The following is a 24,692-nucleotide window of genomic DNA, read 5'->3' on the forward strand; positions in this document are numbered from 1 at the left end:
TTGTCGTGCAACCGGTTGAATGGGAACATGTCACTATGCGGCAAGTGAGAGCGAACCTATGGGCTTCCTAGCTTGGCTGGTTCTTGGAGCCTATTTCGCCCTGATGATCATTGTTGGTTATTGGGCCCGCAAAAAAGTTAAGAATGCCAGCGATTTTTTCACGGCCGGCGGCTCGATGCCGTGGTGGCTCTCCGGAATCTCACACCACATGTCCGGGTACAGTTCTGCGGTCTTTGTTGGCTACGCTGCGCTGGCCTATACCTCTGGCATCACCGTTTACTTCTGGTGGGCTTCCTCTATTGCGCTCTCCTTGCTGCTGGGAATGGGAATCTTTCCGGCGAAGTGGGCTCGCATGAGGCAGCGTTTCAACGTTATCTCGCCGCTTGAATATCTGAAGATTCGCTACAACCTGCCGACCCAGCAACTGCTTGGATGGAGCGGCGCATTCCTGAAAGTCTTTGACGTCGGCGCCAAGTGGAGTGCATCAGCAATCCTTCTACACGCGTTCGCCGGCGTACCTTTTCTCTGGGGAGTCCTGCTGACCGGCGGTGTCACAGTGGTGTACTCCGTAATGGGAGGCCTCTGGGCTGACGCGCTTACCGACCTGAGTCAATTCGTGATTCAACTGATCGCAGGCATCTCCATGCTGGTGGCAGTGATAATCAGGCTGGGAGGCGTGAGCTCGCTTTGGCGAATGTGGAAGCTTTTGCCACCGGACCATGTGAAGCCGTTTCACGGCGAGTATACGGTCGTCTTCGCAGCAACATATTTCTTTGTAAACATGCTCTCCTACAATGGTGGAACCTGGAGCCTGGCGCAGCGATTCCTTGCTTCAGCGACGCCGGCCGATGCTCGACGGTCGGCGATGCTTTCAGCGTTTCTTTACCTGGTATGGCCGCCGGTTTTGTTCTTTCCCATGTGGGCAGCGCCGCTCATCTTTCCGCACCTGCAGGATCCTTCGGAATCCTATGGACTGCTTACCCAAACGCTGCTTCCCTCTGGGCTGATTGGATTGGTGCTTGCCGGTCTATTTGCGCATACCATGGCTATGACGTCATCCGATGCAAATGCAGTGTCAGCCGTAATCGTTCGAGATATCATTCCCGTTCTCCGAGGCAAACGAGCAAAGTTGCACGACTCTCCGCAGCTTTTGCTGGGTCGCATTGTGACCTTCTCGTTCCTCTTACTCAGCATGGTGCTCGCCTTGTTTGCCTCTCATTTTGGCGGTGTAGTCGGTATTGTTATTCTTTGGTATGGTGCCCTGAGCGGACCGATTGCAATCCCGATCCTCCTCGGCCTTTTGCTTCCCTTCCGCCGAAGCGGATCTGCCGCGGCAATCGGATGCTGGGTTGCTGGTGGCGCGACGTTCGGTGCTCTAAAAATGTTTCCGCCGCAGAACTGGCTCTCCTTAAGTCCACGCTTTGCGAATGCCTTCACCGTGGGAGCGCCGATGTTTGCCGCACTGCTCACCTACATCGCGCTTGGGTTTATAGCGCCTGAACTACGCGAAAACTCTACCACCTTGCTGATGACCCTCGATTCCGATGTCGAAGAAACCGTCCTGCCACTTAGATAGCCCAGGAACCTTGCTTCCATAAATACAACTACACTGAGGAACTTGATGGATATTCGCATTGCCAACACGCGCACAGAGATGGGCCGGCAGGCGGCGGCCGACATTGCAGCCGAGATTCGCGACGGGCTTCAAAAGAAGTCTCATCTTCGCATCGTTCTGGCGGCCGCTCCCAGCCAGAGCGAGATGTTGTCTGCATTAATCGCCGAACCAGGTATCGACTGGCGCCGCATCACAGCCTTCCATATGGACGAGTACATCGGGCTGCCCTCCAATGCTCCTCAGCGGTTTGCCAACTGGTTGCGCGAAGCCTTTTTCAACCACGTTCCTCTGGCCGCCTGCCATCTGATTGAGCCTGGAGACGACGCAGAGGCAGCCTGCCATGAATACGCACGTAAGCTGGCCGAAGCCCCCATCGATTTTGTTCTCCTCGGAGTCGGGGCAAACGGGCACCTTGCGTTTAATGACCCTCCTGCAGACCTTGAGGATCCACTTGCAGTGAAGGTGGTGGAACTGGACGAAGTCTGCCGGCAACAGCAAGTGGACGACGCTTGCTTTGCAACGCTCGACGAAGTGCCGCGCACAGCGATCTCGCTGACGGTGCCAACGCTGCTAAGCGGAAGGAGGCTCTTCTGCTGCGTTCCAGGAGCGAATAAAAGCGCGGCTGTTCAAGCTATGGTTGAATATCCCATCAGTGGTGAATGGCCGGCGACTGCACTGCGAACGCATCCGCGCTGCACTGTATATCTCGATCGCGATTCAAGTGCCCGGCTTGATCGATAAACTTCGCGGGAGAAGACGCTTTGAGCGGAACACCTATCCTCGGCCGTGATCCCAGCACCGGTCAATGCATCCGAGTGCTGGTAGAAAATGGAACAATTGCTTCTGTTGAAGAGTGCGAGCAAACCACTGACCTCTGGATTTCCGCAGGCTTGATTGATCTGCAGGTAAATGGCTATGCGGGTCTCGATGTCAATGGCGAAGATGTCATTCCAAACACTGTCATCGACCTGGTACAAGCAATGCTTGCTACGGGCGTCACCTGTTTTGCGCCGACTATCATTACTGCGCCTGAAGCCACGATCCTTCGCAATCTGCGCGCAATTGCAGACGCACGCAAAAGTGATTCGCATTCCGCCGCGTGCATACCGTTTATTCATGTCGAAGGACCTCATATCTCGCTGGTCGACGGATACAGAGGCGCACACTCCAGGGAGTTTGTTCGTCCTCCATCACTCGGTGAGTTCGAGCGCTGGCAAGCGGCAAGCGGCGGCCTTGTTGGGCTCGTCACTCTTTCACCGCATTTTGACCAATCGGATGAATACATCTCCGCGCTCGTTTCACGCGGAGTCCATGTAGCAATTGGCCATACCCATGCCTCACCCGAACAGATTCGGAGCGCTGTCGATGCCGGTGCGCGCCTGTCGACGCATCTGGGAAATGGGGTCGCCCAGCAAATTGCACGGCATCCGAATCCTATCTGGAGCCAGCTTGCGAACGATCGGCTTTCTGCGTCCTTCATCGCCGATAGCCATCATTTGCCCGCCGAAACCCTCAAAGCAATGGTGCGCGCAAAAGGTCTGGAGCGGTCCTTGCTTGTCTCTGACACCGTGGCCCTTGCCGGCATGCCCCCAGGAATCTACACAGCGCCCGTAGGAGGCCGCGTGGAGCTCAGTCCCAGTGGACGACTTTCAATGGAAGGAACAACGACACTGGCAGGCGCTGCAATCCCGCTTGTCCACTGTATCGGCGAGGCTGTCCGAATGACCGGCTTTTCACTTCCCGAAGTGCTTTCCATGGCTACCGCAAATCCCGGACGCTTTGCCCGTGGACGAGGACTGCTCCAGGAAGGAGCACGTGCGGACCTCATTCGATTCCGCTGGACACGCGAAATTGCCATCCATGATGTATGGCTGGCAGGCGAGCTGGTGCATCAGGAATCGGCCTGACCGCATTTCTGATGCGACACCCGACCAGCTAGACCGCAGAGTACTTTTTGCAGAGCCGCTGGATCTCTGCAATCTGTGCAGGCACTCCGGTAAGACTCTTCTCTTCCCCCTTCTACGACATATAGCCCTTATACCCCGCATCGGCAAACATCGTCCACACGCGGTTCATGTCGATCAACGTGCCATCATCGAATGTATTGCGGATATGCGTATGTGTCGCATACGGGATACAAGCGGCAATCTGAGCGTATGAGTCCTGGGCAGGCGTCGGTACAAAGTGCGAGATGTCGATATTAACTCCGGCGCATTGAGAGTTGACCCGATGCATAATCTCCGACACACGTCCGCACTCTGTGACACGCCAACATGGTCTGGGGCAGCGCCCCTTAGCGAGGCTTGTCTTGCATATTCGCATGCGTCAGCGTGCAAATTTTCGAGGGGCAGCGTTTGCAGGCACGAACGAGACTTTACGAGTTCTTTTTACGGTGGGGCCAGAATTACTGACGCGAAGCCGCGCCAAGTGCTACCACATACGCTGGTGCTACACCGATGCTGTTCTTCGGCGGCTGAAAGTGATTGTCCCTTCTTGGGGACCACAGAAAGGAAGCACCGCATACAAATGGATTGTTCCGGCCCGCCCGGTACCAACTTTGGGAAGAATTTCGTTCCGGAGTCCATGCTCACCTCCCCAGATGGACAAGGCCGGATGCAAGAACTCAAATCTCTACAAGGCAATCCTCTTCCCGCGAAGGCCAAACTGATTGCCCTCAACGCGCTTCATTATCTTCACTCTGGAATCATTTTTTTGGGAGCACTACTAACGTGAGGCGTGGATCTTGCTCCGCAGAGATGCAACTTCGGCATGCAGATGTCTCACCTGCTCGACGTGAGCTTCCACAATTGCCTTCTTATAGAGAAGCTGCTGAGCAAGCATTTCTTCCAGCATGGCGATACGGGTTTTGGCCTTCTCTCGATTTTTCATGAAGGAGAAGATTCCAGTGTCAGAAATGCCAATGATCTTACCAATGGTTAGTTGCTTAAACATAATTTCTCTCCAGATCGTCCGCCCCGGGACACACCGAAGTTAGATCTCAACATTGGGCAGGATATTCAAGAGAATTATGCCGTTGTCCAGCTGGCGATCATATAACACTTCCGTGCTAAGACATCCAGCGAGGGGCTACAGAACTGCCCACTCCGTAATCTGGGCAACAAACACGGATACGGCCTTCCACACTCGATCAGCTATTTGGACAGACAGGCTAGCCGCCAACTCCTCGCATGAAGAGTCTTCGTCGCCAAGATAGACCAGGGGAGGCAGGTGAATTGTCTCCAGCGTTTCGTTTGGAACGCTCTGTCCAACGATCTCCTTATAGAACCCGTTTTTATGCATGAGATCATCAAGCCGGACAAACTCTTCCGGTCCGGGAAATCCGGACAAATGCACACACACGATAAAGCGCACGCTGTCTGCTCCTTCGTGACGCTACCACTCAACCGGGAAATTTAGAGAATTTTACGCGAAGAGACCGAACCTGCCACGAGAAAAACTTCCTATGCGTGCACTCTCACTTTTGCAGGGTGAAAATTACGGTTTTCATGGCGTTTTGCTCGTAAATATCGAATCGGCCCGCAAAACTCCGGCAACAGGTGGGGAGAAGCCGGCCCAGCCTGACTGGGTTTCTGGACACGCACGCAAGCTGCATATGGGCGATATTGAGACGTAATGTAGTAGCGCCTGTTGAAGAGCGCCGTTTAGATTGCCGCACTTCGTACCGTTTGCAGATGTTGCGCATCCATCATCAGGTCTTCGGTCTGAACCAACGGCTGGTTTACGAGATATCCGACAACATCAACTTGATCTCCCATGGCATACACGCCAGGATGTGTTGGCGGAAAATCCTGCTACATGCCTGGCTACTTCGACCATTTGAGGCATCTCAGCCGGCTCCCATTGCAGGGTGAACCTCTTCAAGCATGAAGGCGCTGCAACCAACCCAGCCACATAGATGTTCCGAAGCGCGACCGATATTCTGGATAAACCTACTCTTGTCCTGCACGGGGCCCATTGATCTCAAAAGATACCGGCTTCGCTGCAATTTTTCCAAGTGTTGCAGTTACCGTTCCCGCGCCATGGACGCCTGAAGGCAGGTCCGGTGTAAAGGCGTTGTTGGCATGAAACTGCAATTGCGCGTTACTAGCCTTGAAAGCGGCCTGCGGACCGCAGTCAGTAGTAAGACCATCGGAGTAGTAGCAAACCAGATGGATTGGCCTCGGCGTATAGTAAGGGCTCCTGAGGGTCATCAACATCAACTTCGATTCTGGAGTCACCTCCATCGAGACAAGCTCTGGTTTGTTTCCTGACTCAACCGCACCGATCGTCTCCGATTTTTCACGAAGCTGTAAAAATGCCTTTTCCACGTTGTATTGAAATCGCACTGGCATCAGGCCGATCATCGGATCCGCAATTAGAGTACCGGCATTCACAGCGCCCCCCTCTTCGACGGGTGCAAAGGTGACTGGATTGTAAGGTTGCAGATTCGTACACGGCGTCGACAAAAACTCGGAGTCCGTAATCCCGTATTGATGCGCGTCAATAGGAATATCGAGGGGATATTGAAATGTGTCGGTATAACTATCCCATCCGTGCACCGAGGCCAAGTCTGTCGATTTCTCGCCTAGGATGGGTCTATTGATGGTGAACGTATCCTTATTCATCAGATTCGTATGCCATATTCCGATAAAGCTGGCATTGCGCGCAAAGGCGAAGATGCTGATCGATCCCGTTCTCGCTTTATAGAAGATGTTGTTCGCAGCCAATATGCGAGGTTTCATGAACTGCTGCAAGGGCTCGGAGCCATTGTTTGTTCCAGAAAGGGTTCCAAATACGGCAAGCCCAGGCTGGTCGACCGTGTTGTTATAGAAGTAGGTAATCCCCAGATGATCTGCCATTTCACTCTGGTTGGCGAAGTTATATCCATAGCCGCCGCCCGAGTCGGCCAATTTCAAATTGGCCAACGAGACGCTTCTGCCGGAGTAGATGTTGCCGTACATGAAGCTTTTCTCCAGGCCTTCCTGATATGCGGCGATATGGTCGGCAGGAACAGCCTCGTCATAGTCGCAATACGGATTTTCGCATTTATGTTTCCCTGTGGCACCCAAATACGCTTCAAATGCCACGTAGGGCTGCGAATCGGTTTCCGATTCGATTCCCACCAGATATCCCGCATTTTGGGTGTGCACAAAGTTGTAACGATGAATAATCTCCAAGCCCCGGTCCTTAATCGCATCCCCGCCGCCAATACCGCGAAGCTGCTCAAACCGGTTTCCCTCGACGACGCTGTACCATGCATTGGAGTAAAGATGGTGTTTCCCCGCATCGCCTGCAACTCCGTTCTCATGAAAACGGTTCCCCCGGATCGTATGAAACTGAGTCACCTGAGAAAAGCCGGCAGCAGAATTGTTGGCGATAAACAGACCATTTCCGCAGTCGTGCAGATCATTCCCAGCGGTTAGGATGTATGTTCCGGAACGGATGTTGATGCACGACGCGAAGTCATTGAACTTCCTGACAGTTCGATCTTCCGACGAAACGAAATTGTGAACTCCATTCGCGTTTCGTACCTCGAATCCGGAAACCACAACATAGTCGGGTCCCGCAGAACCATCTTTGTATTTCCCGTTGTAGACACTTCTTCCCCAAACGGAAATCGCGCCATACTCCTGCGTTGCATTCCTATTCACTGGATCGGATGTTGAATCCTCAGCATCGATCGCTGGAAGGGTGCCTGTGGCATCAGGCACTCCACAGAAGAGAATTGGCTGCCCAGGACGCCCGCCCTTCGTAATTCGGACCGTTTCGTGATACGTCGTCGGATTCTTACCGGTGACATCTGTATTGTGAACACGCACAATGGAGCCGGGAGCCAGTTGATCGAACGGGACGCTCCTCAAAGAGGGATATCTGAGCCCGGGGCCAACCTCATATACTTCCCCTGTAAGCATGGGGTCTGGATAACACTCGATTGATTGCGCCAGATTCTTTGTCGCAAGGCCATATCCAGGAATCTCGTTCGGCGATACATAGACCACCGCCGAAGCGCGCACTGAAGGGTCAGCCGCACTGGTGAAGATCAGCGTATAGCGACCAGACGCTGTAGCGGAAAATACAGCATCCCGTTTGTCGAATTCCTTCAGCGCTCCATCTCCGCCAGATGGCCCGGACGCAATAGACCACCGTCCCGCTTCGTTAGTATTTCCAATGATGTAGCTTTGTAGCTCGACCAACTGACTTTTGTAGGCCTGTTGATAGGCAGGTGCGACCGCTGCCCGGGTTGAATTGGCGCAAACGTTGAAGAGGAAATATGCCGCTTGAGAGCGGTCTTCTGTGGACTGCGCCCGAACAGTGATGGTCACCGGCGACGAGACAGTATAACTACCCAACTGCCCAGAGATTTCACACTTTCCTGCTATCTGTCCGATGGTGACCTTCACCGTTCCAATGGAGTTTCTGCCGCGGTCAAGTGCAGCCGTCGCACCTCCGGTTGTTTTGGCAATCTCCCAATCGACCGTTCTTGTCTTTCCGCCAATCATGCTGACGCTGATCTGACGCTCGGAGCCGGCTAGAACCTGAAAGTTATACTGCGGAGCATTTGCCTGGAGCTTGATGAAAGTCTGCCCGGTTGCCGGCTCCACAAGAAGTACGAAGCATAACAGTGCCTTGCAGGCGAATCTCACTTCAGCATCCCTCCAGTGCCGATTGAATACAGCAATCATGCTTCCACTCAAGCGGAAACATGGCCCTTTGCATGCATACTTTCTTGCTGGTTGCGCGAAATAGAAAATGCAGCAGCCGGGGACTATTCCGGTGAAGAATTTGCGCGTATTGCAACAAACCCAGGAATAGCGATGGGCATTCTTTTTCTCAGGTAGTGGAAGAACAGTTCACACTAACCGCCATCAGAGCCGGAATAAGCCGGTCAACAATAGAACACCGTGCGACTTTATAGGATCTCTTTCAGTGAACTTTATCGATCAGCTAAAACTTCATCGTCTTAGGCAGTTTGAAGAAGAGACAGCTCGCTATGAGAGCGCAGTTGATCTGAGACTGCGGATTCTTGAAACCGTTGTCGAAGCATCACGGGATAGTGTCGTCATCACGGACGCCGCCAGCGACTGTCCCCGCGTTCAATATGTCAATCCCGCATTCACTGCAGCCAGTCAGTACTCTACGGCAGAAATCATCGGGAAACCGATAGCTTGCCTGTGGAGTCTGCCCGCCAACAGCGAAGCCCTGACCTCCATACAAACGGCTTATCAGTCCGCTCATCCTGGCAATCTGGAGATTCAGTGCAAGCGTAGTGACGGTACTCCATTCTGGGTCGATCTGAAATTCTCTCCCCTCGGAGACGAAAATGGCTCTATCCACCATTGGATCCATACTTTGCGAGACATCGGGGACCAGAAGGCGTATGAAGAAACGTTCGTGCGAGCGAAGCTGGCGGAGGAGCAGAACGAGAAACTGCTCTTAGAGATCATGGGCCACAAAGAGCTTGAAAGAAAGCTTCTACACACAGCTTTCTACGACTCTTTGACCGGCCTGAAAAATAGAGCATTCTTTATGGAGCATCTCGAACGGAGCCTCCAGCATACCCATAGCCGCAGTAAATATCGTTGCACGCTGCTCTATCTCGACCTTGACGGTTTCAAACCGGTGAACGACCTACATGGTCATCAGATCGGCGATGCCTTACTTGTCGAGTTCTCGCGCACGTTGAAATCCTGCTGCCGCCCCCAGGATTTCGTTTGCCGTATGGGCGGTGATGAGTTCACCGTGCTGCTCGACGATATCAAAACGAGTGAAAGCGCTCATTCAGTCGCGAAGCGCATTCTCGATCAGCTCCGGACCTCCTTTTTGATTGGCGGAGTTTCGCTGGATATCAGCGTAAGTATCGGGATATGCGAGCTCAACCCACGTCATAAGGTTGTCGACGATGTAATTCGGGAAGCCGATATGGCGATGTATCGTGCAAAACGGGGTGGAGGAAATCAATACGTCTCTTCAGATGGTCCCATCGATATAACTGATGGCCTCCCCATGGGGGACTCGGTAAAGAAAGAGAGAGAGGCACTCTCATTTGCCATCGAGCAAGGAGAGCTAGAGTTGTTTTACCAGCCTGTCGTCGACATCAACTCCCTCCGGGTCGTACAGGTCGAAACCTTGGTTCGTTGGCAGCACCCGGAACGCGGCTTGCTCAAACCATCGCAATTCTTGCCTCTGGCAGAGAAGAGTGGCCTCATTGTTCCACTTGGACAACTCGTCATACGAGCTGCCTGTCTTCAGCTGAAGGAATGGCAACACTTGATTGAATTCCGGGATACGGTATTGAGCATCAATCTTAGCTATACCGAACTGGCAGATGAGCTTTTCTTCGAAAACATTATCGACCTGCTGGCGGACACACTCACCGGACCAGGCAATTTGCAGTTTGAGCTCCCTCCGGACCTGCTGGATTTATCCTATGCCGGCCAGTTCACCGAACGTCTGAGAAAGATAGGAGTCCGCATTGCGCTCTCCCATCCGAGTGAAGGAAACGCTCTGCTGGATGTGATCTCGCATCATCCTGTTGACATGCTCAAGCTCGTATATGAGCCTCGCCGAGCGAAATATCAGCCCATGCTTCCGCCGGAGATCATTGCCCGCACTCAAGGCTCACTTCCTTCATTGGATATCTGTATTGAACGGGTTGAAACAATCGAACACCACTTGAGCCTTATCCGTCAGGGGATAAAACTGGCGCAAGGTAACCTTTACAGCCCGCCGTTGCCAGCCGATGAGGTCATTCATACGCTGGTCTATGGAGTACGGCCGTCGGCACTGAAACTGTCGGCCTGCGGCTGATATTCCTGCCGGGAAGGCTCCACAGAGGCAACACGATCCGATCCTAGCTCCGTGAGCGCCGTCAGCATGCGGGGGTCGATCGAAGACGCATCGTTCGTGGTGAGCATATCGCCGCGCAAATACGTCGTACGATCGTAGAGAGTGGTGTCTGCCACAACCCGCAGCAAAGCTTTAGGATCGTTGCGGGAAAACTCGCTATATTCTGCCCAATTCGACTCTCCGCATACAAGGACGAAGTGCCAATTGTCCACGTGGGAATACCTTGCCACGAGCGTACGCGCAACTCGCATCTGCTCTGCGCAGCTTTTCCTCTCGGAGGCCGTAAAATGGCTGGTTTCGCCGCCCAGGCAGAAACGGTTTTCCGCATTGCAGTGCAAGGCGGCCATGGCAGTGAGTGCAAAGACAACAAAACTACGATAGTTCCGCATGATCCACCTTCCAGAGGTCACAGCAACAAACGCTGGAGACATCGGCATAGTCCGATGTCCTCAACTTAGCATCGAAAGTGGACAATCTTTAGAACTTTGTGGAAGTAAATTCCACAACTTTTGGGGAGTCATGTGCAATTTTTTGCACTTGCTCTTATTAGCGGACCCGAAGGATCACGTAAACAATCACTAATAAACTCGCCGCAGCGACCGCAGACATACGCAATAGCCGGGACGACGAATCAATCTTGTAGGAGCCCCCCTGGGCCTGTCCCATCTGCAATGCCGACTGCATCATGCCGCCATAGATGAAGAGCCACATGACATAGGCTCGCGACAGAAACCAGCCCGCGACAAGAAAGCCCGCCAGTGCTATCAGAATGAACCCGGCAAGTCTCCTGATCTCAGGCTCGGAGACATCGAAAGCCATTCGCTCGGGACCAGGGGATTCCAAAACCGTCATTGCTCGAGAACGGGGAGCATTGGCAAGCGAAGGCGAAGGCCCTCTCTGCAGAGACGCCATCCAATAGGGGGTTGGCTCGGTAACCGGCGGCTCCGCAGGTTCTATGGAGCCGCGGCTAACACTGAGACCCCGGCGAACGCTGGTAACCAGAAAGAGCACCCAGAAATAGAACCCAATGATTCCGAGCTCCGCAGCGCATACCACGATGGAATTGTGCGCGGTGATGTAGTTGTAGTCGGTAAAGCGCTTGAATCCCACTCCGAAAAGAGGATGCGACTTGAAGAGCTCGAGGCCGGTGGCCCACGCATCCATGCGATCGGCGCCGGCTTCCATCGAAATTTGACGTCCCCCCGACCAGCTCAACGCAGTAGCCGCGGCAAACGCTCCACCACCTAGAATGGCCGCCGGAATCGTCCCGATCTTGCGGCGAAAAGCCAGCACCATGACCGCGACCAGAGCCAACATGGCTCCTCTTGAGTGAGTGAGATATAGGCCTGCGATCAAAATAGCAATCGTCGGCACAAGAATGATCATGTTCCGAGACCGCCGCCCCGGACACGCGAAGAAAAACATACAGGGCACCAGACTCACAAGAACCTGCGCAAAATCATTAGGGTCTCCAATGATCGAGAGCCCGCGGATCCTCAGAATATAGTCTTCATTACCAATGCCCTGACTATATATATAAGGGCTGTGCGCGTCGTGCGCACGAACGGCCAATGCGCCTTGAACGATGACGTAACAACTGGCGAGGAAGAGGGTAAGCGTTACGAACTGCAGGCTTCGTTTGCTGCGGCAGTGCGTCACGATCAGGACATACACAAAAACATCTGGCAGGAACTCCATAACGCCGCGCGGCGCAGACCCAAGCCACCCAGTAAAAAGCCGCGACATGAAAACAGCAAACAGCATGCCCGTAATTGCAAGCATCTGTGGCTGTTTAAAAAGATCACGCGAAAAAGAAGGTATGGAGACGAGAAGAGCGATTGCCGCCAAAATGAACTCGAGATGAAAAGCTGCAAGCGGACCAAAAACCGTGGGAGGGCTGAGATAAGCGGTCAAAATGTAGAGCAACGTTACGATTAGGCCCATGGCTTGCAATACTGCTCCTTAGTTATGCTACTGCATGATCGCGCAAGCTCCTTCTCCAATGCTGAGTCTTACCATTTATTTACCAATACGGTGCTTCAGACGGAAACAGCTGCAGTTGCCCGGTCGGCCCCTTTCGCATTTATCCGGCGGCTGAGGCCCCGTTGGATGCTATTGATCGTTTGCGCTCTCTTCGTTCTTCAAGTGCTTCCTTATTTGTCCTATCGCTGGGTCACGGATGAAAGCTGGTATGCAGGGCCAGGCTTGTCTCTTGCACTTGGAGAAGGCCTGAAAGATCCGGCGATTGGTCCGAACGATATTGAAAACCATATTGATGCCCGTCCTCCTGGCACGGCGCTTGTAATCGCTGCGGCATTTAAAACGTTGGGCATTGGCCAGGTTGCGGCGCGCCTGGGATCTGTCCTTGCGGGACTTTTCACCGTCCTTCTGACCTATCTCCTTGCCCGCCGATGGCTCGGAGAGCATATTGCGCTCTTCGCTGGTCTTCTTATTGGCACGGATAACCTTCTCATTCTCAGCTCGCGTACAGCGAGACCTGAGGCGTTCACCATTCTGTTCGTCCTGCTCTCGCTCCTCCTGGTTGATCGCTATTACCAATCCTCGCTGTCCGTTCTTGCTGCCGCCGCGGGTCTCGGAGCTGCCATCGGGACAATGTTCCACATCACTCTGCTGGGCTATATTGTTTCCTCCGTTCTTTTGCTCTTTTGGATCGACTATTCAAACGGCAAATTCCCTCTGCGGGGAGTGGCCCTTTACTCCGCCGGTTTTGCATGTGGCCTCGTGCCTTATGCCGTATGGGTGTTCACCACGCCTCGTGGAGTGGAGGGCTTTCGCGCTGAGTTTCTAAGCCGTGCTGCAACGGCCTCGCTGCTGGCAAAGTTTTTACAAGAGGGACGGCGTTACTCGGATGTTTTAGGATTACATCTTCTGCCTGGACATCTTTTAGGCTCTCTGCCCATTCGGCTTCCCATTCCGCTCTTCCTTTTGTTTTCGGGATGGGTTCTCTGGAGGCTTCGCGCGCGCTGGTTCTATCTTGCGCTGGTGTTGACTGTTCCTTCTCTTCTTTGGTTTATTTATACGGTAAACAAGTCTTCCCGCTATTTCACGCTCTTAAGTCCCGTTACCGCACTTGTTGTCGCGGCGGCTATAGCCGCAACGCTGCATCATCGGCAATTACATCGACTCATGATGGTGGGCGCGTTGATGGTAATTATTGCCCAATTCGCTGCGAATATCACTCTTCTTGCGGCCGCACGGAAAGCAAACTACAACGTACTTGCGTCAGAGTTGCTCAACACAGTGCCCGATGGAGAAGCAGTTTACGGAACAATTACTTTTTGGCTCGCATTCCACGACCGCCCTTATATTTCATATGAGCGGACATGGCCGCTCGATGCAGAGAAGCAGTTTCACGTCCGCTACTTCATTGCGGGCGATCGCATGATGCGGCTCGGCGATGATCGAGACAGCTTCTATGAGGAGCTAAACCAGCAGATGAAGGATATCGAAGCTCGAAGCGATGTTGTACGCAACATCGAAGATCCGTATTACGGAAATCTTAGCGTCTATCGTGTGCACCGATGAGTGGCAATCATTTTCCGAAGTGGAATTCCTTTTCTCTTTCCATACGGCGGAGTGTGCACAATCCGCACAGCTTTCAGATTTGGCGAGAGGATTGCACACATGCATTCGAATCGACTTTCAGCTCTGGGGTTCCCTCGAATGCGCCGTACGATCCTCGCGTTGCTCATCTTCACCACCATCACTTGCGGAATGGTTAAGACCGTATCCGCATCTCCAGATTGTTCTAAATGGATCGCCGACTATCGCCAAAAGCTTGAGGCTGACCGTAAAGTACAGCGCCTGATTCGTGCAAAGAAGCGGATGCATGCCTACCTAAAAACAAAGCTCCACAAGGAACAGAAGCCGAAGCCAGTGCTGGTTCGTACAGTTGCGCGTCCCCGCCCGCGCCGTCCCCGTCTCACACCTGAAGAGGCCCTTCGTCGCTTCAAGATCGAATGCGGAGATCTTCCAACGGAAACCCCGAATGGGCCCCTGCTTCCATACGATCCCACGCCGGCATTCACACTAGCGCGCAACTTTTCGCCTGTCGAGAGTGGAGATACACCTCCCGCCTATCCGCCGTTATCGCCACAGATTCCCTCAAGCCCAAATACTCCTATTCTCCCTATCAATCCATCTCCCCCAGGGCCTCCGCTCATTCCACCTCCAGGACCACCTGTCACTCCTCCTGTTCCCGAGCCGAGTTCGATTGTTCTGGTCGCAAGTGGATTGGCCGGTATGGCGGAGATAGTACGCCGTCGTCGCGAGAACAGATAAGATATGCACTTTTTTGCGGCCAATCGCCCGTAATGGTTATCAGGCGAGAACATTCTTCCGTTCAATTCGCAGAAACATGTCTTGAGAGAAATTTTTTCTCAAGCAAAGAGTCTGCACTGCAAAAGTTTGCGCATGCTTCTAAAGCATGCGCTATAAACCGCTGATTCATTTAGCTGGTTTTTGGAACAGCACATGCATCGTTCTACCGCGCAGCACAATCGTGCAAGTTGGCCAGTAGTCTTCGGCACACGAGCGCACCTATGTTTCACAGCCTGAATCATCACAAAGTTCTCTAGGAGACCCTCTAATGAAACGCATGCTTCTCAAGGTACTGACCATCAGCGCAGTACTTCTTGGATCGGTAGGGATTGCCTCAGCCGACTCGATCGGTGGCAAGATCTCGATCACCGGTGGAGACACCTATAACAACACCTCGGTGACATTCAACGGCCCAAGCAGCGTCACGCAGGGCACGACCACCGGCACATTCAGCGTTTTTGATAGTGCCGCGACCGTCACCATGAGCAGCTTTACCTATAACCCTTTCACGCCGAATACGCAGATCCTGCAAATTATTGAAAACGGCATCACTCTCAACGTCATTCTCCAGAGCATCTCTCTTATCGACAATGCTGGTGGCGCTCTTACGCTGATGGGACAGGCGCTTCTGCAGCAAACGGGATACTCGGATACATTGGGCAGCTTTGTGCTGAGCACGCAAGGTGGCGCGAACAGCAATGTTTCGTTCTCCGCAACCGCAGTTGCACCCACGCCGGAACCGAGCACGTTATTCCTTCTCGGAACAGGGCTGGTTGGATCTGCAACGGCGCTCTACCGCCGGCGCAGATCTGCTAGCGTTGCTGTCTAACCTTTCGAACTCCCGGGAGACATCGTCTCTGATGTCTCCCGGATTACGTTGTAGTAATTGTCGCGGCAACGAGATACACCATCGCCGCTCATAAATATGTTATTTTGCACTACCTTATTTCGCCGGTGCTATTCCCTTCTTCCAAACGAAAATGCGTGATGTATGTGCTTGGCCTCTCCCCATGCAGGATTGGGGGAATGGAACGCTTCCTGAAGGCGATCTCCCTGGAGATGACACAGTCCGGGTGGAACTGCGTTTTTTGTTTCGATGGAGAGATTTCCGACGTGTTTCGCGAGTACATCTCGCAACCCGGAGTCTATCTCGAACGAGTGGACTCCCAGGGTAATTTAGGATTCAGAGCAGCCTTTCGCCTGTTCTCTGTATTGAGAAAATATCGCCCGTCGGTATTCGTCTATGCCTTTCACGGAATAATGCGATGCTTCCCCTGGATTGCCTACCTAAATGGATGCGACTCCATTTATTTCAATGATCACTCGTCACGCGCCCCAGGCTTCGTAGCGCGTCCGCTGAGCTCTCCAAAGCGCGCTATCGGAAGACTTCTTACATGGCCGCTCACCGGCACTCTCAGTGTTTCACACTTCACAAAAATTTCCGGCCACGCGCTAGGCTTATCGAAAGCACCAGGAATTGTTATTCCGAACGGAGTTGAAGCAAGAGAGACAAGCGCTGAGCTCAGCGCGGCTTTCCGACGGGAAAAACATATTCCTTCGGATTGCACTCTAATTTCGCTTGCAGCCTGGATGGTTCCAGTTAAAGGCATCGATGCGGCTTTACGTGCAGCGCAGATCGTTCTAAATAGATCTTCGAATACGCACTTTCTGTTTGCTGGCGATGGCACGCATCTCAGATCCTTTCAATACACGGTCACTGAGCTCGGGATTGAGCACGGCGTTACATTTTCCGGCCCTATAGCGAACCCAATGGAGCAGGGGCTTTTCGATGCCACCGACATCTACATGCAGCCCTCTCTCTGGCAAGAGGCGGCTCCACTCGCTATTTTGGAAGCAATGTCGCTCGGCCTACCGGTCGTGGCCAGTCACATCGGCGGCGTCCCTGAACTAGTGATTGACGGCAAAACCGGTTTCCTCGTACCTCCAGGCGATTCAAACGCCTTGGCAGAATGCATTTTGAGACTCACCGAAGATGGAGACCTCCGTCGAAGCATGGGCTTGCAAGGAAAGCTGATGGTGCAGATGCGGCATCAGCTCCATCAGACCGCATCGCAATACGCCGCTGTCTTTCTACGGAAAATTCCTATATCAGGGGTTCCTGCTGTGGAACAGCCTTATCCTGCATAGGAAGCCCCATCAACGATAAGGCTCCCCTCACCGGCGCAACCATGATTGGGGGGCAGCTGCCAAGCACAACCGCAAAGCGTTCCCAATCCTCTCGCTCGAGCACGCCCAAAACCCGGATCAAGACAAGGCATGCCACAATCGCAGTGATTCCGCCTGTAAATAGTCCTGCTGCTGCGCTCAGATGCGACGTAATCAAATATGCCGCAAGCGACGCCGCAACGCTGGCTGCGACGATCTTCTGCACGAACCTCCAAGGCACCGGAATCTGATACTTTTTGATGCCGATCATCCAGAGAATACCGATTGCAACAGTTTGAGCGGCACCGCTGCCAATGCACGCTCCCAGCGCCCCATAATGTGGAATAAGCGCCCACGCTATACCAACATCAATGAACGAGGCGAAGACCGTTGCCCAGATGAAATATCTCTGTTCTTCCGAGGCCTCGAATAGATTCTGGATCGGAGCCAGGAATGCCTTTGGAAGACATAGAAGCGGTGCGGCCATGGCAACAGCAACTGCTCCAGCATACTGCCGCCCGTAGAGAAAGAGCACGGCTGGCCCTGCCAAGGGGATTGCAATGGCATAGAGAGGTATCGAAGAAAGGGTCAGGTACCGGATGGATGCTGCAACCATCACCGGAACTCTTGTGCGGTCACGTCCATGCTGCACAAACATACTTGCCCCAGCTGCTCCAGCAAAAACATTCGGAAAAATCAGAAGCCGCTCGGCAAGATTAAATGCCACTGAATAAAAAGCGATCTGCCGGATATCTGCCGACAGGTGCTTTAGCAGAAAGAGCTCGGAGCGGTCCCAAACAATGAGTGTCAGTACCATGCTCGCGAGACTTTGAAGAGCAAACGTTGCCATGCGCTTGTAAAGATGTTCGGGGATGCTCTTATTCTCAGGATTCCATTTGAGAATTGTACGAGCGGTAGGAAGAACACGCACCGCGAAATCAACAAAGCGCATGCAGAACATCGCAGAGGCCACACCCACCACACCCCAGTGACGAAACACAGCCAGCAGAATGACGATGAGAAAAACAAGCATCGATGCAAGAGAGGCCGGCAGGTTGGCCGACAGCTGCTCGGCTGCAACGTTCGCCTGGGCCGAAACGAAGTTTAGCATCGCTGGCCATATGCTTAAGAGCAGGATGACAGAAGCACTTCGGAAAGCCGGAGGAGCATGATGCAGTACCCACAGGAGACTGACAGCTGTTGCGATAGTAGCTAGCATCGCCTGCACCATAAAGGTGCGAAGATAAATGAACCGCGCTGTGGCGCGATCGTCCGCCCCCAGATACTCCGCCATATATTTCCGCGTGGTTACCGGGATTCCAATACTGCCGAACGAGCTGGCAATGTTTGCAATCCAGATCACATAGATGATGTATCCCATCTGCGAAGGACCAAGCTCCCTCGCAATGGCAACGGATGTAATAAATGAAGAGCCAATACTGATAAGGTTCTCAAGACCGTACCAAACCGTATTATTCAAGATTCTCTTGCTATTCAACCGGCACCACCATTTAAGCCAGATACTATCCGAGTCGCTGCAGTTCTTGTGTTGCAGCCGACATAGTCTGCGTGTTCGGGGCCAGAGAAACTGCTTTTTGTAAGTGTGTGCGGGCATCAGCTTTCTGGTTGAGCCGGCTATAAGTCATGCCCAGGTGATATTGAATCGAAGCATTCTTCGGGTCTTTCGCGGCCGCATCTTCAAGCAGATCTCGAGCCATATCGTATGCGCCTTTATGGAAATAGACCCACGCGAGGGTATCGGCAGTACTGGGAGAATTCGGCAGACCACGATGTGCTGTCTGCGCGAGCGACAAAGCAACATCCAGATTCATGTCATTCTCTACCATCAGATATGCCAGATTATTTGATGCCATAGGCTGATCCGGTTGGATCTCAAGAGCGTTTTTGTAATAGTCCATCGCCTTACTGTGATCTCCGGAAGCCTCTTCCAGCATCCCCAGAATTGACAAACCCTGAGCATCTTTAGGGTGCGATGCAGACCATTGCTGCCATCTGGAGATCGCAGCGGGAGTATTTCCTAAGGCGAGTTGCGTTTCGGTATAGATCTTTACCGCTGCAGAATCCGAAGGATCAAGGTGCATCGCTCGCTCAGCAGAAGTTGCCGCGCCAGCTAAGTCTTTCCGCTCCAGCTGCAGCAATGCAAGCTCGTTGTTGAGTGCGGCACTCTGCGGGAACCGCCCGGCCTGCTCCCGAACGCGATTGAGAGCTTTGTCTGCCTGCTTCGATTGCAGGTCAGAAAGAACAAGCAGATGAAGTGCCTGCGGATTTCCATTTACCTCCACGGCACGCTCCAGAAGGGCTCTTGCCTCCGGAACGTGACGCTGGGTAAGTCGGACCTGTGCAAGCTCCAGCATCGCCGTCGAGTTTTTGGGATCGGCCTTGAGTGCACGCTGAAAGTCATCCGCGGCCTTTTCAAACTGCTTATCATTTGCTTCCGCGGTGCCCAGCCAAAGAAAACCATCCCCACTTGCGGGATATGCTTTGACCGTCGATGTAGCTATCTGCCTCAGCAGGTCCATATCGCCTTTTGCACTGGCCAACTCGGCCGTGCCTTGAAGCGCGCTGAAATTAGAAGGCTCCGCTATCAGAACTTTCTTGAAGCTCTGCTGTGCTAATGGGAAGTCGCCCTTGGTACGGGCTGCGACGCCCAGCCAAAGCGACACTTCGATATTGTCAGGAGAATTTTTCGCCGCGTCCTGCAACAGCTTATACGCGTCGTCCGCTCGCTTTTGATTGAGAAGGATCATCCCTTTGAGTACCGCCAGGCGGGGATCGCTTTCCCTCAGCCTTCCTGCTTCATCGGCGATCGTCTGCGCTTGCGTGATTTTATTCTGTGCCACGAGAATGTTTGCATAAGCCAGCTTGAGCGAGACGCTGTCTGGATGACGCTGGCTCATTGCCGCATAGGCAGACTCAGCCTGATCCAGCTGACTATTCCGAATATAGTAATCCTTCAGAAGGCCGACGGCCTGCGGTGAATCCCTTAGCTCTTCAGACGCCTTCTGCAATATTGCTTCAGCTTTCGCATGTTCGCCTTGTTGGATATATAAGGCTGCCAAACTCACCCTTGCCTGTAGATTTCCAGGCGATGAGGATACGGCCGCAGCAAATTCCCGTTCAGCACCGGATGGGTTATTTTGCCCTTGCAGCATAAACGCGAGTGCAAGATGAGCCGTTGCATCTTTCGGATCAAGCTCAATCGCTTTCTTCAGTTCGGCCTGGGCTGTACCACCCGGATTTGCCCCCCCACTCTGCAGCATTCCCAACAGGGTATGGAAGCGTGCGCGGTTCGGATCTATAGACAAAGCCTTTTTAATTTCATCCATCGCAGCGGCCGTATCTCCGTTCTCCGCTTTAGCTTTTGCAAGCATTGCATGAGCGTCGGCATTATTCGGCTGAATCGATAGAATTGCGGATGCTTGATCTTCCGTGATGCCGTACTGTTTACCCGCAAGCGCAAGATCCCCTAAATCCATTCTCGCGGCGATATTATCCGGCGCCAGATCCACGGTTCTTTGAAGCTCATTGAATGCAGCCTGCGCCATGTTCATCTGGATATAGGTCTTCGCAAGCTCATAGTGAGCGTCGCCGAAGTTCTTGTCCGCCTTCAATGCGTTGGCGAACTGAATAGCTGCTTCCTGGTACTTCCCTTCCCGCTCATACCGCCTTCCGCTTTCAAGGTATTTCACACGCTGAACTTTCGGATCTCGAAAACAACCTGTAGCCGAGACACAAAAGATTGCGAGGATCATTATTCCAACACGATCTGGCTTTAGCTTCGTCATCATTCTTTACTTTGTTCCTTCATAAGGAGCGATAGCTGCTCGATGAATCTGGCTAGTCTGGGAGAAACCTTGGAAGCACAGGCGCAAGAGCCGATGCAAACCTGGTTGCCCTTTCATGTGCACTTTGATACTGCTCTTTCGGATCAATAGGGGTGATGATGCGGATCAGTGCACCATCTGTGCGTCCGTAACGAATCGCATCCAGCATCATGTATGCCTTTGCGGTGTAGTCATTCGCAATGCTCTTACCGTGTGCGTGATACCAATAAAGCACCAACTGCTTCATGATTCCATTTGTGATCACATACTCGCCTACATCACCCTTCATATCGGCTACGACAATTCTTCGAGATGACACGAAACTCCAACCGGCACCGGGCAGGCAGTTCTGCGGGGAATGAATCGCCTGTCCTGAACGCTGAGTTGGGAAATATGCAATAAACAGGCCGACTGTATCAAAATCTGCACCGCTACCGGCCGTTGCCGCCGATTGGTAGACGCGGTTTAGAAAATACCCGTCGCCTAGTAACTTCAAAATGCCGGCATCAATTGGAATATCCATGCTTACCCGCGAATCAACTTGTTCCGGCAATTGAGATAAAGGTGCGCGGAAAGGCACACGATCCGCATCAGAACGGCTATGGATAATCAGCACTGCTGCTATCAGGGATGTAACAATCACGGCAAAACGAGACTTGCTCATCGGCTCACCTCGGAGCCTTGGGAAAAGACATCCATCATTCTATGAACGCAATAGAGGCACCCTAAAGAGAGCACAAACATTAGCCAGCCTGAGAATTCATGAAAGAAACCAATCGCCTTATCCGGATTCCAATACTGCACACAGAGTCCTGTCCCAACAATCCTTAGGGAGTTTGCTACCACCGCGATAGGCACACTGGCTAACGCCAGCAGAATTCGCTTGCCAGTGCTTCGTTCTAAAAAATATCCATAAAGAATTGCGATCGTGAGAAGACTAAGCAGCGAGCGGATTCCACTACAAGCCTCAGCAACTTCCAGCTGGATGGAAGGTAGTTGAATTACATTGCCTTCACGCAACACGGGGACACCGAACAGGGGCAGCAATAAACTGGCCGTCCTGGAAGCTAGAAGCTGAAGCGGAAAAGTAATCTGATTGAAGATTACTGCGGGCAGCGGTATCGCCAGAAGCAGAATGCCCAACGGGAACTTCAACGCCCGCAGAATGTGCGCGCCTAATAGCGTCCATACGACTCCCGCGAGCAATACCACGAGAGACACCCGTGAGAGAAAAATCTCAGCTCCAAAGGTTCCCAGCATCAGCAGGATCAGACCGAAGGAAAAGAGAGCCATCCCCTTCCACGTTTGATTGATGTCAACGTTCCACAAAACGTCTCGCCGTTCCCAGATAAGGTAGGCCACAAAGAACGGGACCAGGAAGCCATGTGAGAAGTCGGGGAGAACATACCAGTCGGAGATCAGCTTCCCCATGGTCCGTCCATAGAGAAGAGCCACGAGTACTGCGATGATTGCGAGTTGCACGGACGTGGCCGCAGTTATTCTCGAAAACCATGTTTTGCCGCTAAGGCTGTCCGGCATCTGAGGTACTGGACTTGGAGATGACAACACGTCAACCGTTCCACGCACTTCGCTCATCGACTGTTCACGCATCACAGTTTTCACACAAGCAATTGACCTGCCATGAGAATCAACCGTCTTACCAAGGACAGGCCTCCCCACAAGCCCTCTTTTGCAGTGCCCATGGGAAAACATTTTCCACTTTCAAGGGAAAACATTTTTCCCATTACCCTGCAAAATTCTTCACATTGCGACTCAGCCGCCATGCGCGCACTCAAAAGCCTAAATATAGGGCTGATACCGGTATGTTGCGTTCAATCTGACCACAGAACACGTTTGGCCCTTTCTGTGCATTATCCGATGTTGTAACGCATAGCACCCGTCAAGGGTCTCACCAGCTTCACACTTTACTTTGAATCAAGAACGCATGAAATCACTCGCGGCATCTCTCATCGCACTTTTTTTGCTGGACTTGGTATCTGCAGGAGCTCAAACGGCGAAGCCCCTCATCAGTCCAACTTCCGAACCGCATCGTTCTCGTGCCGCCCAGCCAACTTCCGGTCCAGCAGCCGTAGACGGCAACTATATTATTGGCGCCGACGATGTGCTGCAGATTACCGTATGGAAAGAGGCCAGCATGTCGGGCAGCCTACCTGTCCGTCCTGACGGAATGATCTCCATGGTGCTCATCGGCGATCTTCCCGCAGCCGGAAAAACCCCGATGCAGCTGGCCAGCGACGTCGAGGGTCGGCTGAAGAAGTATGTGCAGGACCCCAACGTCACAGTCGTCGTTTCGGCGGTAAACAGTCATCGGGTGTTTGTGGTTGGAGAGGTACAGCACGTCGGCCCCATTACATTGAGCGCCGGCATGACTGCGCTGCAGGCAATTGCCGCAGCCGGAGGGTTGACTCCCTACGCGAATCAGAAACACATCTACATTCTTCGCAGAGTAAAGGGCCAACAACAGAAGGTGCTTTTTAACTACAAAGGCGCTATCAGGGGAGATTCAATGGGACCCGATCTCGAGACTGGCGACACAATCGTGGTGCCCTGATGAATAGATCTTTATACAAGTCCGCCATCTCTTTGATCTTCCTTTCGGGTCCCCTTGCGGCCATTGGCCAAGCTGTACCGGCTGCCACTGCAAATGTAACCTCCAACGTCCCGAGTTATGGAATCCAGCAGGGCGGAACGCTGAATTATTCTCTCGGCGCATCGGAGACCATCATTACCGGATACAACGGCAATGGTGGTACTGCGAACAGCACTAATATATTTGGCCGGGCTTCGCTCGTTACCTCCAACGAGACAAGGCCAACCAGTCTTATTTATTCGGGGGGGTACATCTTTTCTGAGATCCCCGGCCAGCCATCCTCGACCTTTCACAATCTTGGTCTCTCACAAGTTCTCGCGACAAAGCACTGGAACTTCGTTCTGTCCGACCTGGTAAGTTATCTCCCTTCCTCGCAAACAACGGGCATCTCTGGAATTGCAGGTACAGGAGACGTTGGCACGTCCGCCACCGGCCCCGTCCTTGGTCAAGGTGTTCTCACGTATTACGCGACTCGTATTGTGAACACTGCCAGCGGAAGCGTCGAAGGCAAGATTACCTCCAGCACCGCAATTGAAACATCCGTCTCCTACGGAATCCAAAGGTTCATCAACAGCCAGGGCATCGATAACTCGCAGTACACAGGGACAATCGGTCCACAACACCGGATTAACGAACGAAATTCGATTGGCGCAAACTATACCTATTCGCGCTTTAGCTATGGTTCCAATCCATACACGACCACTAGCAAATTTGATTTCGTTGCGCAGGGTGGCAATCTAACGTATGAACACCTGTTCTCCCGCCGGCTCTCGACAAACGTCTCCATTGGACCGCAATGGACCCGCAGCAGCAATGGTTCTTCTCTGCCTTCTCACCTGAGCTTTGCAGCAAACACTTCGCTGAACTATCTCGGAAAACTCTCTCATGCAGCCCTGGTGTACTACCGGGGCACCGATGCCGGCTCTGGAGTTTTACTCGGCGCTGTCTCCGACGACGTAGGCCTTCTATATCAGCAGACACTTGACCCCAACTGGAGTGTAGGGCTTTCCGGGAACTATGCCCGAACCTCGGGAGTGCTGGCTTACAACACCGGCAAATCGAAGAGCAATACATTCTACGGCGGCATTCAGCTGACGCGAAAGCTTGGCCACGATTTCGCCGTCTATGGCAGCTATAACGCGCAAAATCAGAGGATCAACAATATCGCCGGATTTCAGAATGCGTTCAACGGCCTTACGCAGATATTCGGCTTTGGCATCATCTATTCTCCCCAATCCATCCGCATCGGACGGCATTAGAAGGGTTT

The 24,692-nt window shown here is 52.9% G+C and carries 21 protein-coding genes; 11 read left to right on the forward strand and 10 right to left on the reverse strand.

Going from position 1 to position 24,692, the window contains the following annotated elements; translation table 11 throughout:
- Positions 1-58: 58 nt before the first annotated feature.
- The 3 genes from FTW19_RS17490 to FTW19_RS17500 are packed head-to-tail and all read left to right on the forward strand — an operon-like array spanning position 59 to position 3,522.
- Positions 59-1,576: a sodium:solute symporter family protein gene (locus FTW19_RS17490; RefSeq protein ID WP_147648815.1), complete on the forward strand. Its 1,518-nt coding sequence runs from the start codon at positions 59-61 to the stop codon at positions 1,574-1,576.
- Positions 1,577-1,621: 45 nt separating this feature from the next.
- Positions 1,622-2,356 (forward strand): glucosamine-6-phosphate deaminase, encoded by a 735-nt coding sequence (locus tag FTW19_RS17495; protein ID WP_222705471.1) that lies wholly within the window; start codon positions 1,622-1,624, stop codon positions 2,354-2,356.
- A 20-nt stretch (positions 2,357-2,376) separates the two neighbouring features.
- Entirely contained in the window at positions 2,377-3,522 is a 1,146-nt protein-coding gene (locus tag FTW19_RS17500) for an N-acetylglucosamine-6-phosphate deacetylase (RefSeq protein ID WP_147648816.1), read from the forward strand.
- A gap of 112 nt (positions 3,523-3,634) precedes the next feature.
- Here FTW19_RS17500 and FTW19_RS25860 read toward each other — a convergent pair whose 3' ends face one another.
- The 3 genes from FTW19_RS25860 to FTW19_RS17515 form a co-directional block, all read right to left on the reverse strand.
- Positions 3,635-3,850, reverse strand: coding sequence for a hypothetical protein (locus FTW19_RS25860; protein WP_187143033.1), 216 nt, complete (start codon positions 3,848-3,850; stop codon positions 3,635-3,637).
- Positions 3,851-4,339: 489 nt separating this feature from the next.
- A complete protein-coding gene (locus FTW19_RS17510; RefSeq protein WP_147648817.1) occupies positions 4,340-4,567 on the reverse strand; it encodes a hypothetical protein in 228 nt (75 codons plus the stop codon).
- Between the two features lie 135 nt (positions 4,568-4,702).
- Positions 4,703-4,987: a hypothetical protein gene (locus FTW19_RS17515; protein ID WP_147648818.1), complete on the reverse strand. Its 285-nt coding sequence runs from the start codon at positions 4,985-4,987 to the stop codon at positions 4,703-4,705.
- Between the two features lie 91 nt (positions 4,988-5,078).
- Here FTW19_RS17515 and FTW19_RS25865 point away from each other — a divergent pair, with 91 nt between their 5' ends.
- Entirely contained in the window at positions 5,079-5,249 is a 171-nt protein-coding gene (locus FTW19_RS25865) for a hypothetical protein (protein WP_187143034.1), read from the forward strand.
- A 316-nt stretch (positions 5,250-5,565) separates the two neighbouring features.
- Here FTW19_RS25865 and FTW19_RS17520 read toward each other — a convergent pair whose 3' ends face one another.
- A complete protein-coding gene (locus FTW19_RS17520; protein ID WP_147648819.1) occupies positions 5,566-8,115 on the reverse strand; it encodes a hypothetical protein in 2,550 nt (849 codons plus the stop codon).
- A 427-nt stretch (positions 8,116-8,542) separates the two neighbouring features.
- On the opposite strand from FTW19_RS17520, the gene FTW19_RS17525 reads away from it, so the two are divergent.
- Positions 8,543-10,423, forward strand: a complete 1,881-nt coding sequence (locus FTW19_RS17525) for a putative bifunctional diguanylate cyclase/phosphodiesterase (protein ID WP_147648820.1) — start codon at positions 8,543-8,545, stop codon at positions 10,421-10,423.
- Here the strand turns inward: FTW19_RS17525 and FTW19_RS17530 are convergent.
- Together FTW19_RS17530 and FTW19_RS17535 are read right to left on the reverse strand one after the other, a co-directional pair.
- Positions 10,378-10,851, reverse strand: a complete 474-nt coding sequence (locus FTW19_RS17530) for a hypothetical protein (RefSeq protein WP_147648821.1) — start codon at positions 10,849-10,851, stop codon at positions 10,378-10,380. The two genes, FTW19_RS17525 and FTW19_RS17530, sit on opposite strands and share 46 nt — an antisense overlap.
- 157 nt (positions 10,852-11,008) lie before the next feature.
- Positions 11,009-12,406, reverse strand: coding sequence for an O-antigen ligase family protein (locus FTW19_RS17535; protein ID WP_246153767.1), 1,398 nt, complete (start codon positions 12,404-12,406; stop codon positions 11,009-11,011).
- Between the two features lie 165 nt (positions 12,407-12,571).
- On the opposite strand from FTW19_RS17535, the gene FTW19_RS17540 reads away from it, so the two are divergent.
- The 4 genes from FTW19_RS17540 to FTW19_RS17555 all read left to right on the forward strand — a co-directional run bounded on the left by FTW19_RS17540 (position 12,572) and on the right by FTW19_RS17555 (position 16,951).
- On the forward strand, positions 12,572-14,008 hold the full coding sequence (locus tag FTW19_RS17540; RefSeq protein WP_187143035.1) for a glycosyltransferase family 39 protein: 1,437 nt from the start codon (positions 12,572-12,574) through the stop codon (positions 14,006-14,008).
- Positions 14,009-14,146: 138 nt separating this feature from the next.
- Positions 14,147-14,764, forward strand: a complete 618-nt coding sequence (locus FTW19_RS17545; RefSeq protein ID WP_187143036.1) for a PEP-CTERM sorting domain-containing protein — start codon at positions 14,147-14,149, stop codon at positions 14,762-14,764.
- 307 nt (positions 14,765-15,071) lie between these two features.
- On the forward strand, positions 15,072-15,632 hold the full coding sequence (locus FTW19_RS17550) for a PEP-CTERM sorting domain-containing protein (RefSeq protein WP_147648825.1): 561 nt from the start codon (positions 15,072-15,074) through the stop codon (positions 15,630-15,632).
- Positions 15,633-15,829: 197 nt separating this feature from the next.
- Complete coding sequence (locus FTW19_RS17555; RefSeq protein ID WP_187143037.1) at positions 15,830-16,951, forward strand: glycosyltransferase family 4 protein; 1,122 nt, start codon at positions 15,830-15,832, stop codon at positions 16,949-16,951.
- Here the strand turns inward: FTW19_RS17555 and FTW19_RS17560 are convergent.
- From FTW19_RS17560 to xrtA, 4 genes are read right to left on the reverse strand one after another with little or no spacing between them, the layout of a single operon-like run.
- Positions 16,908-18,449, reverse strand: a complete 1,542-nt coding sequence (locus FTW19_RS17560) for a lipopolysaccharide biosynthesis protein (RefSeq protein WP_187143038.1) — start codon at positions 18,447-18,449, stop codon at positions 16,908-16,910. The genes FTW19_RS17555 and FTW19_RS17560 overlap by 44 nt on opposite strands.
- 43 nt (positions 18,450-18,492) lie before the next feature.
- Entirely contained in the window at positions 18,493-20,778 is a 2,286-nt protein-coding gene (locus FTW19_RS17565) for a tetratricopeptide repeat protein (RefSeq protein WP_147648828.1), read from the reverse strand.
- Between the two features lie 49 nt (positions 20,779-20,827).
- On the reverse strand, positions 20,828-21,478 hold the full coding sequence (locus FTW19_RS17570) for an exosortase C-terminal domain/associated protein EpsI (protein ID WP_147648829.1): 651 nt from the start codon (positions 21,476-21,478) through the stop codon (positions 20,828-20,830).
- On the reverse strand, positions 21,475-22,425 hold the full coding sequence (gene xrtA / locus FTW19_RS17575) for an exosortase A (RefSeq protein WP_246153372.1): 951 nt from the start codon (positions 22,423-22,425) through the stop codon (positions 21,475-21,477). The genes FTW19_RS17570 and xrtA overlap by 4 nt, the downstream gene beginning before the upstream one ends.
- A gap of 334 nt (positions 22,426-22,759) precedes the next feature.
- Between xrtA and FTW19_RS17580 the strand changes: the two genes are divergently transcribed.
- Positions 22,760-23,386, forward strand: coding sequence for a polysaccharide biosynthesis/export family protein (locus FTW19_RS17580; protein ID WP_147648830.1), 627 nt, complete (start codon positions 22,760-22,762; stop codon positions 23,384-23,386).
- Positions 23,386-24,684: a hypothetical protein gene (locus FTW19_RS17585; RefSeq protein ID WP_147648831.1), complete on the forward strand. Its 1,299-nt coding sequence runs from the start codon at positions 23,386-23,388 to the stop codon at positions 24,682-24,684. The genes FTW19_RS17580 and FTW19_RS17585 overlap by 1 nt, the downstream gene beginning before the upstream one ends.
- Positions 24,685-24,692 lie beyond the last annotated feature (8 nt).

Source organism: Terriglobus albidus, assembly GCF_008000815.1.
GTDB lineage: Bacteria > Acidobacteriota > Terriglobia > Terriglobales > Acidobacteriaceae > Terriglobus > Terriglobus albidus_A.

Excerpts from the sequence above, each read along its gene's own strand:
- FTW19_RS17550 (WP_147648825.1), top strand. The coding sequence starts at position 15,072 with ATGAAACGCATGCTTCTCAAGGTACTGACCATCAGCGCAGTACTTCTT.
- FTW19_RS17565 (WP_147648828.1), bottom strand. The coding sequence starts at position 20,778 with ATGATGACGAAGCTAAAGCCAGATCGTGTTGGAATAATGATCCTCGCA.
- FTW19_RS17510 (WP_147648817.1), bottom strand. The coding sequence starts at position 4,567 with ATGTTTAAGCAACTAACCATTGGTAAGATCATTGGCATTTCTGACACT.
- FTW19_RS17495 (WP_222705471.1), top strand. The coding sequence starts at position 1,622 with ATGGATATTCGCATTGCCAACACGCGCACAGAGATGGGCCGGCAGGCG.
- FTW19_RS25860 (WP_187143033.1), bottom strand. The coding sequence starts at position 3,850 with ATGCATCGGGTCAACTCTCAATGCGCCGGAGTTAATATCGACATCTCG.
- FTW19_RS17570 (WP_147648829.1), bottom strand. The coding sequence starts at position 21,478 with ATGAGCAAGTCTCGTTTTGCCGTGATTGTTACATCCCTGATAGCAGCA.
- FTW19_RS17555 (WP_187143037.1), top strand. The coding sequence starts at position 15,830 with ATGGAACGCTTCCTGAAGGCGATCTCCCTGGAGATGACACAGTCCGGG.
- FTW19_RS17585 (WP_147648831.1), top strand. The coding sequence starts at position 23,386 with ATGAATAGATCTTTATACAAGTCCGCCATCTCTTTGATCTTCCTTTCG.
- FTW19_RS17530 (WP_147648821.1), bottom strand. The coding sequence starts at position 10,851 with ATGCGGAACTATCGTAGTTTTGTTGTCTTTGCACTCACTGCCATGGCC.
- FTW19_RS17545 (WP_187143036.1), top strand. The coding sequence starts at position 14,147 with ATGCGCCGTACGATCCTCGCGTTGCTCATCTTCACCACCATCACTTGC.
- FTW19_RS17520 (WP_147648819.1), bottom strand. The coding sequence starts at position 8,115 with ATGATTGGCGGAAAGACAAGAACGGTCGATTGGGAGATTGCCAAAACA.
- FTW19_RS17540 (WP_187143035.1), top strand. The coding sequence starts at position 12,572 with ATGCTATTGATCGTTTGCGCTCTCTTCGTTCTTCAAGTGCTTCCTTAT.
- FTW19_RS25865 (WP_187143034.1), top strand. The coding sequence starts at position 5,079 with ATGCGTGCACTCTCACTTTTGCAGGGTGAAAATTACGGTTTTCATGGC.
- FTW19_RS17535 (WP_246153767.1), bottom strand. The coding sequence starts at position 12,406 with ATGGGCCTAATCGTAACGTTGCTCTACATTTTGACCGCTTATCTCAGC.
- FTW19_RS17580 (WP_147648830.1), top strand. The coding sequence starts at position 22,760 with ATGAAATCACTCGCGGCATCTCTCATCGCACTTTTTTTGCTGGACTTG.
- xrtA (WP_246153372.1), bottom strand. The coding sequence starts at position 22,425 with ATGCGTGAACAGTCGATGAGCGAAGTGCGTGGAACGGTTGACGTGTTG.
- FTW19_RS17490 (WP_147648815.1), top strand. The coding sequence starts at position 59 with ATGGGCTTCCTAGCTTGGCTGGTTCTTGGAGCCTATTTCGCCCTGATG.